This window comes from Pseudorhodoplanes sp. (assembly GCF_035565795.1).
Lineage (GTDB): Bacteria > Pseudomonadota > Alphaproteobacteria > Rhizobiales > Xanthobacteraceae > Pseudorhodoplanes.
The window spans coordinates 1-15,515 of sequence record NZ_DATMRV010000107.1 but is presented as its reverse complement, the minus strand read 5'-3'; the positions used below and the strand labels follow the sequence as shown (position 1 = coordinate 15,515).

Below are 15,515 nucleotides of genomic sequence, written 5' to 3'. Positions count from 1 at the left end.
GGCGACGCTCGCGGGCTACGCGCAGGTGCAGGGCGCGCTCTCTCTCACCGATCATCCGGGCCGGTTCATGCCGGCGTTGCGCGGTACTGCGCTCGACAAGGCGACCCTCATCAATCTCGGGACGTATACGGCCGGGCTGCCTCTGCATCTGCCGAACGCCATCAAGACAGATGCCGAAATGGAAAACTTCCTGGCGAAACTGAAGATCACGGCCGCGCCGGGCAGTGTGCGTCTGTATTCGAATCCGAGCGTCGGTCTGCTCGGACGCGTTTCCGCGCGCGCCATGAATGGCAATTTCGCCGACCTGATCGAAACGCAACTCCTGCCGAAGCTCGGTGTCAGGACCTGCTTCATCCGCATACCGCAAGCGCACGAGCAGAATTACGCGCACGGCTACAAGGGCAGGACGCCGCGACGGATGGGGCAGGCGGTTTTCGATGCCGAGGCCTACGGGCTGAAATGCAATGCGGCCGGCCTGCTTCGATTTGTCGAGGCCAACATCCGCCCCGACGCGCTTGATGCACCGCTGCGGCCTGCAGTCGAAGCAACGCAGGTCGGGTACTTCAAGGTCGGCGGCATGGTGCAGGGATTTGGCTGGGAGCAATATCCCTGGCCGGTTGCGCTGAAGCAGCTCCTTGCCGGCAATTCCGACGACATGATCTTCAAGCCCAACGCCGCGACGTGGTTCGATCCGCCGCGCAAGCCGTCCGAGGCCACGCTGTTCAACAAGACCGGCGGCACCGCCGGCTTCAGCGCCTATGCGGCCTTCGTGCCGGCGCAACGGATAGGCATCGTCATTCTTTCGAACAAGAGCATCCCGACCCCGGCACGCATCACTGCGGCTTATGCGGTGCTGGAGGCGCTTGCGAGCAACGCAGGATCGCGGTAGCTCGCCGGTCGCAACGGCGTTCCTGGCGACCGAGGATCGGCCCTTTTACGAAGGTTAATGAAGGGGATAACCGGGCTTTGCCTTGCCCGTGCCATATCGCTAGGTTACGGCACCGCTTCATGAGCCGGCGGGTAAGGGGCTCGAAGAACCGTCCGGGGACAAGCGCTTGGCCGATATTTTTCACGAAGTCGATGAGGAAGTCCGCAGGGAACGGCTGCGCAAGCTGTGGGACCGCTACGGGCTGTTCGTCCTGATTCTTGCAGTGCTGTTCGTGGTCGCCGTCGCCGGCTGGCGCGGCTGGGAATATTATCAAAATCAACGCGCTGCGGAGTTCGGCTCACAATTCGAGGCAGCCGCCGCCCTGGCCGAAGGCGGCAAATTCGCCGAGGCCGAAAAGGATTTCGCCAGGATCGCCGCCGACGGCAATCGCGGCTATCGCGTGCTCGCCCGCCTGCGCGAGGCCGAGGCCGCGATCCCGCGCGACCGCGCCGCCGCCGCCAAGCAGTTCGAGGCGATCGCGGCCGATACGACGCTCGACGAGCGCTTCCGGGATCTCGCCGCGGTCCGCGCGGGTCTTTTGCTGGTGGACACGGCATCGCTCTCCGACATGGAAAAGCGTCTTGAGTTGGTTGCGGCAACCGGCCGCCCGTACCGGCACTCCGCGCGCGAATTGCTCGCACTCGCCGCCTTCCGCGCCGGCGACAAGAAGGCGCTCCAGCGCTGGTCGGAGTTGATCTCCGGCGATGCCGAGAGCCCGGCGCAGATGCGCGCACGCGTCGAAGCGCTGATGGTTCTGGCCGGGATTGCGAAGGGATAAGGCATGCTCGGGCCGCGCCGCTGCAGCATGATCGTTCTGACTGCGCTCTGCGTCGGCTTCGGCGTGTCCGGCTGTGCCAATGGCAATTTCGACCTCGACCCGTCCACCTGGTTTCCCGACGGCAAGAAAAAGCTTCCGGGCGAGCGGCGCGAGCTGTTCCCGGAGGGCGTGCCTGGTGTGACGCAGGGCGTCCCACCGGAGCTGATCCGTGGCAACCCGGCCAACCAGGCGGCGCAAAATCCGGATACCGAGGCGGCGCCACAGGAGCAGCCCGCGCCGCAGGCTCAGGAAAAGCCCAAGCCGCGCCCGAAGAAGGTCGCGCGGCCGCGTCCTGCGCCAGAACCTGCGGCCGATGCTGAGCCGGCGCCGCAGCCCGCGCGGGCGGCTCCCCGCCAGTCGCAGCCGGCACAATCAGGCGCATGGCCCGCGCCGCAGGCCCAGCAACAACCGCAACAACAGGCGCCTGCCGGTGGTGCGTGGCCGGCTCCGCCGGCCGCCGGCACCTTCACGCGCTGAGCGAATGCGCGCACTTCAACGCGTGCGCGGATAAGATCGTCCCATGATTCCCAAAGTGGTCATTGTCGGCCGGCCCAATGTCGGCAAGTCGACGCTGTTCAATCGGCTGGTGGGCCGGCGCCAGGCACTGGTCGACGATCAGCCCGGCGTCACGCGTGACCGGCGCGAAGGCCTTGGAAAGCTTGGCGATCTGAGCTTCACCCTGGTCGATACCGCAGGCCTCGAAGACGCCGCCCCACAGAGTCTGGCGGGGCGCATGCTGGCGCAAACCAAGGCCGCGATCGCCGATGCCGATGCGATCCTGTTCGTCGTGGATGCGCGCGTCGGGCTGTTGCCGGCGGACGAGGGCTTTGCGGATCTCGTGCGGAAATCCGGCAAGTCCACAATTCTCGTTGCGAACAAGAGCGAGGGCAAAGCCGGAGCCGCAGGGGCACTGGAAGCCTATTCGCTCGGTCTCGGCGTGCCGATACCGGTGTCCGCCGAACACGGCGAAGGTCTCGCCGAACTGTACGATTCCCTGCAGAGCATCTTCGATCGTCTGCAATCTTCCGAGCCATCGGACGATGACGAGAATAATGAGGTCGAAGACGAAACCGAGCCCCGGGCCGCGCGCCCGATCCGCGTCGCGGTGGTCGGCAGGCCGAATGCAGGCAAGTCGACCCTGGTCAATCGACTGCTCGGCGAGGATCGCCTGCTCACCGGACCCGAGGCCGGCATCACCCGCGACACGATATCTGTGCCGCTGCAATGGCAGGGGCATAACTTTCTTTTTCACGACACCGCCGGCATGCGGCGCAAGTCGCGCATCGAGGAGAAAGTCGAGAAGCTCGCGGTTGCCGATGCGCTCGATGCGATCCGTTTCGCCGATGTTGTGATCGTGCTGATGGATGCGGCGCATCCGTTCGAGGAGCAGGACCTTCGCATCGCCGATCTGGTCGAACGCGAGGGCCGCGCACTTGTCCTCGGCATGAACAAATGGGACCTGAAGGGCGATGCGCGCGGCACCGCCGGCAAGCTGCGCGGTGAGGCCGATCACTGGCTGCCGCAGGTCAAGGGCGTGCCGATCGTCGCGCTGTCGGGACAGAGTGGCGAAGGCGTCGATCGACTGATGCGCGCGGTGATCGAGGCGCATGGCGTCTGGAACAGGCGCATCGCAACCTCCGAGCTCAATCGCTGGTTCGAGGAAACGATCTCCGCGCATCCGCCGCCCGCGGTGTCCGGCCGGCGGCTCAAGCTGAACTACATCACGCAGCCGAAGACGCGCCCGCCGAGCTTCGTGATCTTCTGCACGCGTGCGGATGCCGTGCCGGATGCGTATCTGCGCTATCTCGTCAACAGCCTGCGCGACAGCTTTGGTCTGCCGGGGACGCCGATCCGCATCACGCTGCGCGAGAAGAAAAACCCGTATGCGGGACGGGCGAAGCCAAAGCACTAGGCGATGCAACCTGCGGTTCGCATGATGCGCGAGGTCATGCCTGACGTGCGCAGCCGACAAACTGGCACGCGCGACACGAATTGCGATTATAATACACGCGAGATAATCCGACGCCCGGCGAAGAACCGGTGCCGCGGATAGGAAGGAATCGGCCGAGGTTCAGGAAATCGGATCATCGGAGTCAATTTTCATGTCTGTGTCTTGGAATTACCGCCGCCTGGCTATCGCCTTGTCGGCCGCAACCTTTCTCGGGCTCGCGGCGGCCGCGCCGGCCGCTGCGCAGGGCTATCCAACGCGTCCCGTTCACCTGTATGTGCCCTATCCCGCGGGCGGCCCCAACGACGTGATCGCCCGGCTGCTTGGACAGGAGATGAGCAAGTCGCTCGGCCAGCAATTCGTCATCGAGAACCGGCCGGGCGGCAGCGGCAACATCGCGATTGAGGCGCTCGGCCGCGCTCCGGCCGACGGCTATGCGATCGCGCTGCCAGCCATGGCCTATGCCACCAATCCGTCGCTGTTCTCCAAGGTCGGCTACACATTCGACCAGTTCGCCCCGGTCTCCATTGTGACCAAGGGCCCGCTGGTGCTGGTCGTCCATCCCTCGATCGGCGTGAAGTCGGTGAAGGACCTGATCGCAATGGCCAAGGAGAAGCCCGGCAAGCTGGACTACGGTTCGGGCGGCAACGGCTCCTCACTGCATCTGGCCGCCGAAATGTTCAAGCAGCAGGCCGGCGTCGATATCCAGCACATCCCCTACAAGGGCACGAACGACCTGATCTCCGACCTGCTCACCGGGCGGGTGCCGATCGCGTTCATGAGCCCGCTGATTGCCCAGCAGCATGTGAAGGACGGCAAGCTGATCGCGCTCGGCGTGACATCGCCGCAGCGCTCCGAGAGTTGGCCGCAGACGCCGACGGTGGCGGAAGCCGGCGTGCCCGGCTATGCGGTCGAAGCCTGGTATGCGGTGATCGCACCGAAGGACACGCCGAAGGATGTGGTCGAGACGCTGAGCAAGGAGATCGCGAAGGCGGTTCAGTCGCCGGCGGTGAAGGAAAAGCTCGCGGCGCTGGGCAACGAATCCGTCGGCAGCACCGTTGCGGAAGCCCAGAAATATATTGCCGACGAAGCGGACCGCTGGAGCAAGGTGCTGAAGGCCGCGGGCATCCGCGCGGACTGATCGCTCCCTGCATATCCGTGATGCGAGCGGCCGGGCTTGACCCGGCCGCTTTGTATTGGGATCGCTGCATGTGCGGTGTGCGACTGCCGGAGCGGGCCGGATCGGTTCGCTCGCAGTTCGCCCTGTTCTTTACTTTCGGAGATACGACGACGTGACTGCTGACATCCTCATCAAGGGCGGGCTGGTTTTTGACGGCGCCGGACATCCAGGCGTGAAGTCCGACGTGCTGGTGCGCGATGGAGCGATTGCCGACATTGCTCCCACCATCTCCGCTTCCGCAGCTCGCGTGATCGATGCCGACGGTCTTGCCGTGGCGCCGGGCTTCATCGACATCAAGACGCACTCCGATTTTACGCTGCCGATCAATCCGAAGGCCGAGAGCAAGCTGCGCCAGGGCGTCACCAGCGAGATCATCGGGCATTGCGGTTTCTCGGTTGCGCCAGTGCTGCCGGGGAAGGTCGAACTGCTCCGCGACTATCTCAGCCCCTCGGCGCCGTGGCTGCCGTTCCGCGAATTGAGCTTCCCGGATTATCTCGACACGTTTCCCGCGACCGCACTCAATCCCGGCATGCTGGTCGGGCACAACACGCTGCGACTGATGGTCATGGGGATGGACCAGCGCGCACCGACGCCTGACGAACTGGATCGCATGATTGCGCTGCTCGAGGACGGCCTGAAGGCCGGCGCGCTCGGTCTGTCGTCGGGCCTGTTCACGTCGCCCGGCTCTTATGCCGCGCCGGACGAGATGATTGCACTCTGCAATGTGGTGAAGCGCTACAATGGCGGTTACTTCACCCATATCCGCGATGAATCCAACAAGGTCATCGAAGCGGTCGAGGAAGCGATTCATGTCGCCGCGGTCTGCGGCATCCATGTCGAGATCGTGCATTTCAAATGTTCCGGCATGGACAACTGGGGCAAGGCGCAACGCTGTCTCGACATGATCGCCGCCGCCAAGGCGCGCGGTGTCGACATCGACTGCGATTCGCATCCCTACACCGCCGGCTCCAATCCGCTGAAGAACCTCATGCCGCAATGGGTGCAGGCCGGCGGCGTGCCGGCCATGATCGAGCGGCTGCATCTGAAGGAAACGCGCGACCGTATCCGCGCCGACATCGAGCGTGACGGTCTCAACAACTGGGGCCGCATCCCGAACTGGGATTGCGTGCAGATTTCCATCACGCCGAACCTGCCGCAATATGCGGGCCGCACCATCGCCGATCTCGCCAAGGAGCGCGGCAAGGACCCGATCGATGTGGTCTGCGATTACATGATCGAGGACAAGGGCGCGACCCGTGTGCTGGTGATCTCGATTTCCGAGGACGACATCCGCGATCTCGTGCGCTCGCCGCAGGTGCTAGTCGGCTCCGACGGCAATTGCGTCGCCGATTACGGCATTACCAGCCAGGGCATGCCGCATCCGCGCTTTTACGGCACGTTTCCGCGCATTCTCGGACACTATGTCCACGAACTCGGCATCATTCCGATCGAGCGCGCCATCCACAAGATGACGGGGCTTACCGCCAAGGCCTTGCGCCTGAAGGATCGCGGTTTGCTGAAGCCGGGTTATCGCGCCGACATCGTGGCGTTCGATCCGGCCGACTTCAAGGATCAGGCGACTTACGCCGATCCGCATCGTTACCCGACGGGGACGCGGACCACTGTGCTGGTGAATGGCGAGGTCGTGATCGACAAGACCAGGCACACCGGCGCGTTGCCGGGCAAGGTGCTGCGCCGCGATGGGACAGGGGCGGTGAGCTAGACGGTCGAACGCTTAAGCCCGTTGCTTCGTTCGCATGTCGCGCGGCGTCTCGCCCGACCAGCGCTTGAACGCACGCGAGAAGGCGCCGACCTCCTGATAGCCGAGCAGCCAGGCGATCTGCGACACCGAGAGTTCGCCCTCGGCCAGATAGCGGCGCGCGAGATCGTGGCGCAGGCTTTCGAGCAATTCGGAGAAGGTCAGTCCTTCCGACGACAGCCGCCGCGCGAAGGTGCGGCTGCTTGTTCCGAGCTGGCGTGCGATCTCGTCGGCGCGCGCCTTGCCGTGGGGCAATAACGGAACGACGGCGTTCTCGACACTCGACCGGAACGACGTGCCGGCACTCCGGCGGTTGGCCAGTGCGTCGTCGCAATAAGCGAGCAGGATGCGGTTGAGATAGGGATCTGCACTCGCGACCGGCAATTGCGCCACTGTGGGCGCGAAGATCGCATCGTCGGCAAGAGCGCCGAACTCCAGCGAGTCGCCAAACAACTCGGCGAACTCCTCTGTATTCGCCTTGCGTTGATGCGCGAAGCGGATGCGGGAGGGGAACAGGCGCAAGCCGCTGATTTGCCGCGACACGCGGACCAGCACCGTCATCCAGAATTCGATCTGGTGTGTATCGAGGTGACGGGCGACGCCGACATAGCGCAGCGCCATTCCGAAGTCGCTGCCTTCGATACTGGTTTGAACGATACCGTCGTTCACGAGCGAGGTGTAACGCGCCGCGCGCCGAAATGCCTCGAGCATCGTTTCCGATGATGCAAGGACGTAATACAGAAGCCCGATCTGGCGGAGGTCGGGTTCGAGCGCGAGATGAAAGCCGAGCAGGTCGTCGTTGAGTGAAGCGGCGGCAAGATTCAGAAACTTGATCTGGTCGCGAACGTTGATGCGGGCGCCGGCGTCCTGGACCTGAGCGAGAGTGAGATTCGCCTGCCGCAGAAGCGGTTCGATCGCCAAGCCATTCGCGCGAAGCCGATCGCAGGCGAGGCGCGTGATCGTCCCCGATGACGTCGGCAGACGGCCGAGCTGGTTGAGATCGTCATCCACATCACCCTCCCGGTGGTGCGAGGCTTGCCCATGCGAGCGCGGCAGGCTGGCAAACGCGGACAAATCTTTGGCGGAAAATAGCAAGCGCGGAAGGGAAAGTCGCTCCTATCTCCTGTCCGCCCGGCAGGGCCGGATTTGTTCTCAAATTATTGGAAAGCCGAAATGTCGATACGCCCTCTCTGCGTGGCATTGGTCGATGACGACGCGGTCTTTCGCGATGCGCTCGCAAGTCTTCTGGAAATCGCCGGCATGTCCGTAGAGCAATACGATACCGGCGAGGACTTCCTCGTCGCTGTCGAAGCGGATTGCAAGGCCGAATGCGTCGTCATGGATGTTCAGCTCGGCGGCATCACCGGGCTTGAGGTGGCGCAGCAGCTTCGGGAGATCGACTTTCAGCCGCCCGTCATCTTCATGACAGGCTCGGTGGAAGCGGACGTCGAAAAGCAGGCCGAAGATCTGGGCTGCGCCGCCTTTCTCCGAAAGCCGTTTCGTCGGGACGCTTTGATCGAGGCCATCATGGCAGCCACGGCATTGCAGGACCGGCAAGGGTCGGAGGCGTGAGAACACGCCAATGACACGCCTCCAACGCTCCCTCTTCCTGGCCTCAGGAGGAGGGAGCGGACCCACCCTGACATGAGGGGTGCGACTGCCAATTGCCGTTCTCGGTGAGCGACGGCGGCAAAACTCTAGCCCGCCTTGGCAGGCGCTTCGTCCGCAAGTTCCACATACATCCGCCGCCATGGCTGATCGTCGATCAGCCGCCAGCGATGGCCGCTGCCGATGGTGTCGGCTGCCAGCAACACCTCGCCGGGCTTGAGGATGAAAGTCTCGCCGTCGCGGGTGGTGAATTCCAGCGTGCCGGACAGCGTGATCACGTATTGCCGGCAGGGCGCGACATGCCAGTCGAGTGCCGAACCTGCGGCGGTCTCCTCGACATGCACGGCCTTGGCGGATTGCAGATGCCCCGGCGGCAATTCGATCTCCTCGACATGAGAGCGGCCGTCCGATCCGGTGAACAGGTGAATGCAGCGGATCATGCGCCAATCCATTTCTCGATGAGGCGGGAGAGGGTGCCATTGGCGCGCAGTCGCGCCTGCGCATCGTCGATCGCGCGGCGGAGCGGCTCGTTGGAGAGACCGACCGCAATCGCGAGATCTTCCTGCGTGATGCGTTCCTGCACCACGCGCAGATGCGGACGATCTTTCGTAAACCAGTGCATGACCGGGGCGAGTTTCATGATTGCTGCGATCTGTCCGGCATCAAGGTCGTCGAGCATCTTGCCGATGTCGTGATAGGCGTAGACGCGCACATCGCCCACGCGGCCCTCCGCCTTCAGCCGCTGCGCCACCGGCTGCGACGTATTGCCTTCCTGCACCGCCAGCACGAGCCCGCGCAGGTCATCGATCGAGCGCACATTCGGGGATTTTTCGATGTTGCAGACGAGGCTCTGGCCGGAATGGACATAGGGCTCGCAGAATAGCGCCTTGCGTTCGCGGCCGGGCGTGACGGTGGTGCCAGATGCGATGCAGTCCATGCTGCCGTTGGCAAGGCCATCGAAAATGTCGTTGAAATCGGCGCCCTTGTAGGTCACGAGCCGCCACTGCAGGCCGAGTTCCGCCGCGATTGCCTGCATCAGCTCGATGTCGAAGCCGCAATCCTTGCCGTCGCTCACAAACTCGAACGGCGGGTCCGGCACCGCGGAGCCGACGCTAAGAATGCCGGACGCAATAGTGTCCATCGTCTCATTCCAGATGCTGCTAGTCGGGCGTGCGAAAGGCGAGAAGCCGCTTGACCGGATAGGCGTAAACCTTGCCGCTCTCGGTGAACGAGGGCAGGCACAGCTCCACGATCTTGTCCGCGACCTGCTCCGGTGTTTCGAGTGTCATCGGATCTTCGCCCGGCATCGCCTGTGCCCGCATCCGCGTGCGGATCGGGCCGGGCGTGAACAGGTTGACGCGCAGCTTCGTTTTGACGTTTTCAGCGGCCCAGGTCTGGACCATGGTGTTCAGCGCTGCCTTGGACACGGCGTAGGGTCCCCAATAGGCACGCGCCAGCCACGATACGCCAGATGACAGGAACACCGCGCGTCCGGCATCGCTCTGATGCAACAGAGGCTCCATGCAGCGGATGAGATGCCAGTTGGCGGTGACATTGACCGCCATCACCTCATCCCATGCCTTCGGCTCGACGTGCGAGAGCGGCGAAAGCGGTCCGAGAATGCCGGCATTGCCGACCAGGACGTCGATTTTCTTGTAACGGTCGAACAGCGCGCCGCCAAGGCGGGCGATACCTTCGTGATCCTTCAGGTCGAGCGGCACGAGCGTCGCCGAGCCGCCGGCCTTGGTGATCTCGTCATCGAGTTCTTCAAGTCCGCCGACGGTGCGCGCGACAGCGATCACATGCGCACCGGCCCTTGCGAGCGCCAGCGCGGCCGCATGGCCTATGCCGCGCGAGGCGCCAGTGACGAGTGCGATACGGTCGGCGAGGGGCTGGGTCATCGGAATACACGGTTGGACGTTGAGATGGGGCACGGCGGCATAGCGCCATTAGCCCGGCGTACTATCTTTTGTTCAGCGCATCCATCATGGCGCCGACGTCGCGCGCCTGCGGATCTGCGGAGGCGGACAATGCCTGCGCGACGGAGGATCGGTCGGCCCCGGAGCGGTTCTGGCTGAGTTTCAGCTTGCCTTCAAGCGCTTCGATGTTGAAACGGAATCCGACAATCGCGCGCAACTGCTTTTCCATATAGTCGGTCGGCGCATCGCTGACCTGCCACGGCTCCGGGAATGCGGCCTCGTGCCGGTCGGACAGCTCTGCGACATGCGCGAGGAGGGCGTCGCGGTCCGTGACGACCTCCAGCCGCCCGCGCGCGCAGATCGCGACATAATTCCACGTCGGCACGGCCTTTCCGTGCTCGGCTTTCGACGGATACCATGACGGCGAGACATAGGCGTCCGGCCCCATGAAGACGGCGAGGGCGGGCTTCGATAAATCTGTGTCGCGCCACTGCGGATTGGCGCGGGCGACGTGACAGCGGAGCTGTCCGAGCGGTCCGATTGCGGTGTCGAGAAAGACGGGAAGATGGCTGACTATCGGGCCATCGGGGCCGACCGTCGTAAGGCTGCAGAAGCCGACGCGGCGGATCTCCGCCTGCAGAGCGGCCGCATCGGTCTCGCGGAAGGCAGGCGGGATGTAGAGCATGTCGATGACGCGCCCTTACTCCATGGGAATGTTCGGCACGTCCACGCCGAGATCGGCGGCGACCTGGAATATCTCCTCTGGTCGATACGGCTTCGGGATGAATTCGCTGCGCGGAAGAAGTTGCTGCCGCTCCGCGTTACCGCTGGCATAGATCACGGGCGCGTCGGGCCGCTGTGAACGCACTTCGGTCGCAAGCGACCATCCGTCCATGCCGGGAAGCCGGATATCGGTGAAGAGGAGATCGAGCACCGGAATGTCCTTCAGGCGACGCAGCGCTTCCTCGGCGCTTCCGGCGTCAACCACTTCAAATCCGGACATCTCGAACTCGAACGCGATCATTTCCCGCAGCAGGGTCTCATCTTCGACGACGAGGACGAGCGGGCGTCGGTCTGATGTCATGCAATATAACCCCCGGACATCTGCCGCGGCGCCTCGCGGCAACCTCCGTGCCGCGCACAATACCTGACCTCATCGTGACGGGAAGGCGATCCCGTTCGCACAATCAGGGGCGGCGGTGTCAGCTTGCTTCTGCCAGCAATGACAATTGCCGCGGCGAGTGGGCCGTCGCGCTGTTGTCGGTCAGCGGGGTCGGGTATTCGCCGGTGAAGCAATGGTCGGTGAATTGCGGTCGTTGCGGATCGCGGCCCTCATAACCCATCGAGCGATAGATGCCGTCGACCGAAAGGAACGCGAGCGAGTCCGCGCCGATGAACTTGCGCATCTCCTCGAGCGAGTGAGTGGCAGCGAGGAGATTGTCGCGGTCCGGCGTGTCGATGCCGTAATAGTCCGGATGGGTGATCGGCGGCGAGGCGATGCGGAAATGCACCTCCTTGGCGCCCGCGTCGCGCATCATCTGAACGATCTTGGTCGAGGTGGTGCCGCGCACGATGGAGTCGTCGACCAGCACGATGCGCTTGCCGGCCACCACAGCGCGGTTGGCATTGTGCTTGAGACGTACGCCGAGCGCCCGGATCTGCTGGGTCGGCTCGATGAAGGTGCGCCCGACATAGTGGTTGCGGATGATGCCAAGATCGAACGGGATGCCGGATTGCTGCGAAAAGCCGAGCGCGGCCGGCACGCCGGAATCCGGCACGGGGACGATCACATCGGCGTCGGCAGGCGCTTCGCGTGCAAGCTGCGCACCCATGGTCTTGCGCACTTCGTAGACCGGGCGGCCACCGACGATCGAGTCAGGACGCGAGAAGTAGATGTATTCGAAAATGCAGGGGCGAGGCGGCACCGGCGGGAATGGCTTGTGCGAATGCGCGCCCTTTTCGTCGAACACGATGACTTCGCCGTTCTCGATATCGCGCACATATTTCGCGCCGATGATATCGAGAGCGCAGGTTTCCGACGTCAGGATCGGACAGCCGTCCAGCGTGCCCAGAACCAGCGGACGGATGCCGAGCGGATCGCGCGCGCCGACGAGCTTCTTGTTGGTCAGGCCAACGAAGGAATACGCGCCTTCCAGCGCGCGCAGGCCGTCGATGAAGCGGTCGACGAAGCGTGGCTTGCGCGAGCGCGCGACGAGATGAAGGATCACCTCGGTGTCGGTGGTCGACTGCATGATCGCGCCCTCGCGAACGAGTTCGCGGCGGAGCGTCAGGCCGTTGGTCAGGTTGCCGTTGTGGCCGATGGCGAGTCCGAACGGATCGAGCTCGGCGAAGAGCGGCTGCACGTTGCGCAGCAGGGTTTCGCCGGTGGTCGAATAGCGCACATGGCCGACCGCCGACATGCCGGGGAGGCGGTCGATGACATCCCGCTTCGAGAAATGGTCGCCGACAAGCCCGAGGCGGCGCTCGGAATGGAACCGGTGTCCGTCGAAAGAGACGATGCCGGCGGCTTCCTGACCACGATGCTGGAGGGCGTGCAGGCCAAGCGCGGTGATCGCCGCGGAATCGGGATGGCCGAAGATACCGAACACGCCGCACTCCTCGCGGAGGCGGTCGGCGTTCATGTCGAGATCGAGAGAGCGGTCAGAGGATCGGCTGCTATCGGGCGAGACAGTCATCCGTGGTCCAAACCTTTCAATCCCCCGGTGAGGCCCCCCGCTAGCGCGCGGAGGCAGCTCTGGTTTCAATCAGCTGACGCATGTCCGTGCGGTCGTTTCGGGCATAGCCTTCGCCGGAATGCCGGGACGAACCGGGCGTGGTGGAGTCGGACTTCTGCTGTCCGGCCGCCGGTTCCTCGCCTTCGCCATCCTTGGGACGCTTCAACCGCTTCAAGATGGTGCTTTCAGGGTCATCCGGCAACATCGACTTAAGCCAATCTCCCGTGCCGGCAAGGACCACACGGGATTTTGCACCGGTAACCCACGTGGGTTGCGACTTTTGCGGGACCAGCCAGTCGAAAAACAGATAGGCGACAACCACAATGATCAGCCCGCGGCCGAGTCCGAACAGGAATCCGAGGGTGCGGTCGAGCGCACCGATTCGGCTGTCCAGAATCATGTCGGAAACCCGGACCGTGATGATCGAGACGATCAGCAGGGTGCCCAGAAACACGCCACCGATCACGGCGCCGGCGGCGACATACTGGTTGTTGAAGTAGCCCTCGGCAAACGGCATCAACCGCTTGTAGAAATAGAGCGTCGCGGCGGCGGCCGCGATCCAGGCTGCGATCGACAGGATTTCGCGCATGAAGCCGCGAATCATGGCGAGCAGGCCGGAGATGAGCATCACGGCCAGTAATATGATGTCGAGCAGCGTGATCGGCATGATGGAGAAGCTTCTGGATCCGGGGCCGGACGGGCGCGCCTGTATAGCTGTCCACCTCCGCCCCGTCACCCGTCTTTGTGCCTCGATTCCGTCGTGAACCAAAGGGCGTTGCCGCGCGACACAGGTCATGGCGGGCTGCGTTCAAGTGCGGCCGGACGGGGTTTCGAAGCCTACCCTGTTCGGTCACAATGTCAGCAAGGGGCCCCGAGGGGGCGGAGGACAGCATGATCCGTGGACGCTTCAGGCGCTGGGCGGTGACGCTATCGGCGCTCGCGCTCTGCTCGACCGCTCCATTGGCCGCAGAGCCGGATGTGCGCGCCCTGACGCAGGCCTACAATCAGTCGGGCCAGGAACTCTTCCGGGCCCTGGCGGCCGACCCCGGCAACGTCGTGCTGTCGCCCCTGTCCATCGGGACCGCGATGGCGATGGCGCTCTCGGGCGCGCGCGGCGAGACTGAAGCGGAGATGCGCCAGGTTCTGCAGCATACGCTGACAGGGCCGGCAATCGAGGAGGCCAACGCGAAGGCGCTGGCGGCGCTGCTCGCGGCCGGGGAGCCAACCTGCCCGGACGGGTTCAAGCCGAACGTTCAACTGTGTGAGGCTCCGGCCCCCGCGGACAAGGATGCCGGGTGCCCGCATGCGGCGAGGCGCGACGGTGCGCTTTGCGTCACCGAAGCCCGCGAAGCGAAAGCCACGCTCCGCATCGCCAACGCGCTGATGCTGGTCAACCCGTCCGCGACGCTCGCCGACGCTTACCGCGATACGGTCCGCAAGCATTTCAATGCGGAGATTTTCCCGGGTGCGAATCTTGCGACCGTCAACAACTGGGTGAAAGAGAAAACCGAGGGCAAGATCCCGACGATCCTCGATCGCCTCAATCCGCAGGACTCGCATGTCCTCCTGAACGCGGTCTATTTCAAAGCGCCCTGGGCGCTGGCCTTCGCGGAGAATGCGACGCGCGATCGCGAATTCCATCTGACCGCGACGCAGACTGCCGACGTGCCGACCATGTCGCAGACCGCCGCCTTCGCGATCGAGAAAGGCGACGGCTACCAGGCGATCCGGCTGCCATACAAGCGCGATGGCCTTTCGATGATCATCGTGCGGCCGGACGAGGTCGATGGCATCGACAAGGTGATCGCGGGCTTCGATGCGGCGAAACTCGACGCGCTGACACAGGCGCTGCTCAAGGCGCAGAAGCGGCAAGTCGCGCTGAGCCTGCCGAAGTTCAAATTCGAATTCGCCGCCGACCTGATCGCGCCGTTCAAGGCGCTCGGCATGCGCAAGGTATTCGACCCGGCGCAATCCGATCTGTCCGGCCTGACCGGACAGCCGCGCGAAAAGGCGCAATCGACCATCGACCAGATCGCGCATCGTGCGGTGATCGAGGTCGCCGAGGAAGGGACGGAAGCTGCCGCCGCGACCGCCGTCGTGGTCACGACGCGCACGATGGCGCCCGGCCATCAGCCGGAGCGGTTCACCGTCGACCGGCCGTTCATGTTCGTCATCGCCGACGACAAGACCGGGGCGATCCTGTTCGCAGGTCGCGTCAGCGATCCGCGGAGCTAACGAGAAGGGGCCGCCGACGTCGGAGGCGCGGGCCAAGGGATCGCGCGCGCAAATAATGCTGGGCGAAGGCCCGACCAGGACTTATGGTTAAGTAAGTCTTAAGGTCGGGCCCATGTCACATCGAACCGTTTGTGCAGGCATGATCGCGGTGCTGGTGGTCGCGGGGTCCCAGTTCGCGATCCATGTTTCGCTGGAGTCTGTGGCCCGGGTGGCCACGCTCGAGAGCAGATTGTTTCAGCCAGAACTGCGACCGAGCGGCCGGTTCACTTCAACCGCCGTCGCGCAGGCATCCACCGGCACGATCCGGTAGGCCGGCCCCCGGCGGCGCGGCTTCACATCACCTTGATCTCTGTCAGGTCCTCGCCGATCACGATCGTGCCGGAAAG

General features: G+C 64.2%; 17 protein-coding genes. 9 read left to right on the top strand and 8 right to left on the bottom strand.

The features are described from left to right. The 6 genes from VNZ93_RS10635 to VNZ93_RS10610 all read left to right on the top strand — a co-directional run. The coding region (locus tag VNZ93_RS10635; protein WP_325704075.1) for a serine hydrolase at positions 1 to 889 on the top strand (889 nt) is incomplete at its 5' end. Positions 890 to 1,055: 166 nt separating this feature from the next. Then, entirely contained in the window at positions 1,056 to 1,706 is a 651-nt protein-coding gene (locus tag VNZ93_RS10630) for a tetratricopeptide repeat protein (protein ID WP_325704073.1), read from the top strand. A 3-nt stretch (positions 1,707 to 1,709) separates the two neighbouring features. Further along, positions 1,710 to 2,222, top strand: a complete 513-nt coding sequence (locus VNZ93_RS10625) for a hypothetical protein (RefSeq protein ID WP_325704071.1) — start codon at positions 1,710 to 1,712, stop codon at positions 2,220 to 2,222. A 43-nt stretch (positions 2,223 to 2,265) separates the two neighbouring features. Beyond that, on the top strand, positions 2,266 to 3,657 hold the full coding sequence (gene der / locus VNZ93_RS10620; protein WP_325704068.1) for a ribosome biogenesis GTPase Der: 1,392 nt from the start codon (positions 2,266 to 2,268) through the stop codon (positions 3,655 to 3,657). Positions 3,658 to 3,847: 190 nt separating this feature from the next. Then, complete coding sequence (locus VNZ93_RS10615) at positions 3,848 to 4,834, top strand: tripartite tricarboxylate transporter substrate binding protein (RefSeq protein ID WP_325704065.1); 987 nt, start codon at positions 3,848 to 3,850, stop codon at positions 4,832 to 4,834. A 151-nt stretch (positions 4,835 to 4,985) separates the two neighbouring features. Further along, positions 4,986 to 6,596, top strand: a complete 1,611-nt coding sequence (locus VNZ93_RS10610) for a D-aminoacylase (protein WP_325704062.1) — start codon at positions 4,986 to 4,988, stop codon at positions 6,594 to 6,596. Between the two features lie 12 nt (positions 6,597 to 6,608). Here the strand turns inward: VNZ93_RS10610 and VNZ93_RS10605 are convergent, their stop codons facing one another. Next, entirely contained in the window at positions 6,609 to 7,643 is a 1,035-nt protein-coding gene (locus tag VNZ93_RS10605) for an AraC family transcriptional regulator (protein WP_325704059.1), read from the bottom strand. A 162-nt stretch (positions 7,644 to 7,805) separates the two neighbouring features. Between VNZ93_RS10605 and VNZ93_RS10600 the strand changes: the two genes are divergently transcribed. Further along, entirely contained in the window at positions 7,806 to 8,204 is a 399-nt protein-coding gene (locus VNZ93_RS10600; RefSeq protein WP_325704056.1) for a response regulator transcription factor, read from the top strand. A 125-nt stretch (positions 8,205 to 8,329) separates the two neighbouring features. Here the strand turns inward: VNZ93_RS10600 and VNZ93_RS10595 are convergent, their stop codons facing one another. The 7 genes from VNZ93_RS10595 to VNZ93_RS10565 all read right to left on the bottom strand — a co-directional run bounded on the left by VNZ93_RS10595 (position 8,330) and on the right by VNZ93_RS10565 (position 13,561). Beyond that, positions 8,330 to 8,680, bottom strand: coding sequence for a hypothetical protein (locus VNZ93_RS10595; RefSeq protein ID WP_325704053.1), 351 nt, complete (start codon positions 8,678 to 8,680; stop codon positions 8,330 to 8,332). Continuing rightward, positions 8,677 to 9,381 carry an ABC transporter substrate-binding protein gene (locus VNZ93_RS10590; protein ID WP_325704050.1) on the bottom strand — a complete coding sequence of 235 codons (705 nt, stop codon included), beginning with the start codon at positions 9,379 to 9,381 and terminating at the stop codon, positions 8,677 to 8,679. The genes VNZ93_RS10595 and VNZ93_RS10590 overlap by 4 nt, the downstream gene beginning before the upstream one ends. A gap of 19 nt (positions 9,382 to 9,400) precedes the next feature. Further along, positions 9,401 to 10,141: an SDR family NAD(P)-dependent oxidoreductase gene (locus tag VNZ93_RS10585; protein ID WP_325704047.1), complete on the bottom strand. Its 741-nt coding sequence runs from the start codon at positions 10,139 to 10,141 to the stop codon at positions 9,401 to 9,403. Positions 10,142 to 10,202: 61 nt separating this feature from the next. Next, positions 10,203 to 10,844 carry an FMN-binding negative transcriptional regulator gene (locus VNZ93_RS10580; protein ID WP_325704044.1) on the bottom strand — a complete coding sequence of 214 codons (642 nt, stop codon included), beginning with the start codon at positions 10,842 to 10,844 and terminating at the stop codon, positions 10,203 to 10,205. Positions 10,845 to 10,859: 15 nt separating this feature from the next. Next, positions 10,860 to 11,243, bottom strand: coding sequence for a response regulator (locus VNZ93_RS10575; RefSeq protein WP_325704040.1), 384 nt, complete (start codon positions 11,241 to 11,243; stop codon positions 10,860 to 10,862). A 118-nt stretch (positions 11,244 to 11,361) separates the two neighbouring features. Next, on the bottom strand, positions 11,362 to 12,855 hold the full coding sequence (purF, locus tag VNZ93_RS10570; protein WP_414710047.1) for an amidophosphoribosyltransferase: 1,494 nt from the start codon (positions 12,853 to 12,855) through the stop codon (positions 11,362 to 11,364). Between the two features lie 40 nt (positions 12,856 to 12,895). Further along, a complete protein-coding gene (locus VNZ93_RS10565; protein ID WP_325704037.1) occupies positions 12,896 to 13,561 on the bottom strand; it encodes a CvpA family protein in 666 nt (221 codons plus the stop codon). A 224-nt stretch (positions 13,562 to 13,785) separates the two neighbouring features. On the opposite strand from VNZ93_RS10565, the gene VNZ93_RS10560 reads away from it, so the two are divergent. Beyond that, the gene (locus VNZ93_RS10560; RefSeq protein WP_325704034.1) at positions 13,786 to 15,129 is read left to right on the top strand and encodes a serpin family protein; all 1,344 of its coding nucleotides are present in this window, start codon (positions 13,786 to 13,788) and stop codon (positions 15,127 to 15,129) included. A gap of 139 nt (positions 15,130 to 15,268) precedes the next feature. Then, on the top strand, positions 15,269 to 15,439 hold the full coding sequence (locus VNZ93_RS10555) for a hypothetical protein (RefSeq protein WP_325704030.1): 171 nt from the start codon (positions 15,269 to 15,271) through the stop codon (positions 15,437 to 15,439). Positions 15,440 to 15,515 lie beyond the last annotated feature (76 nt).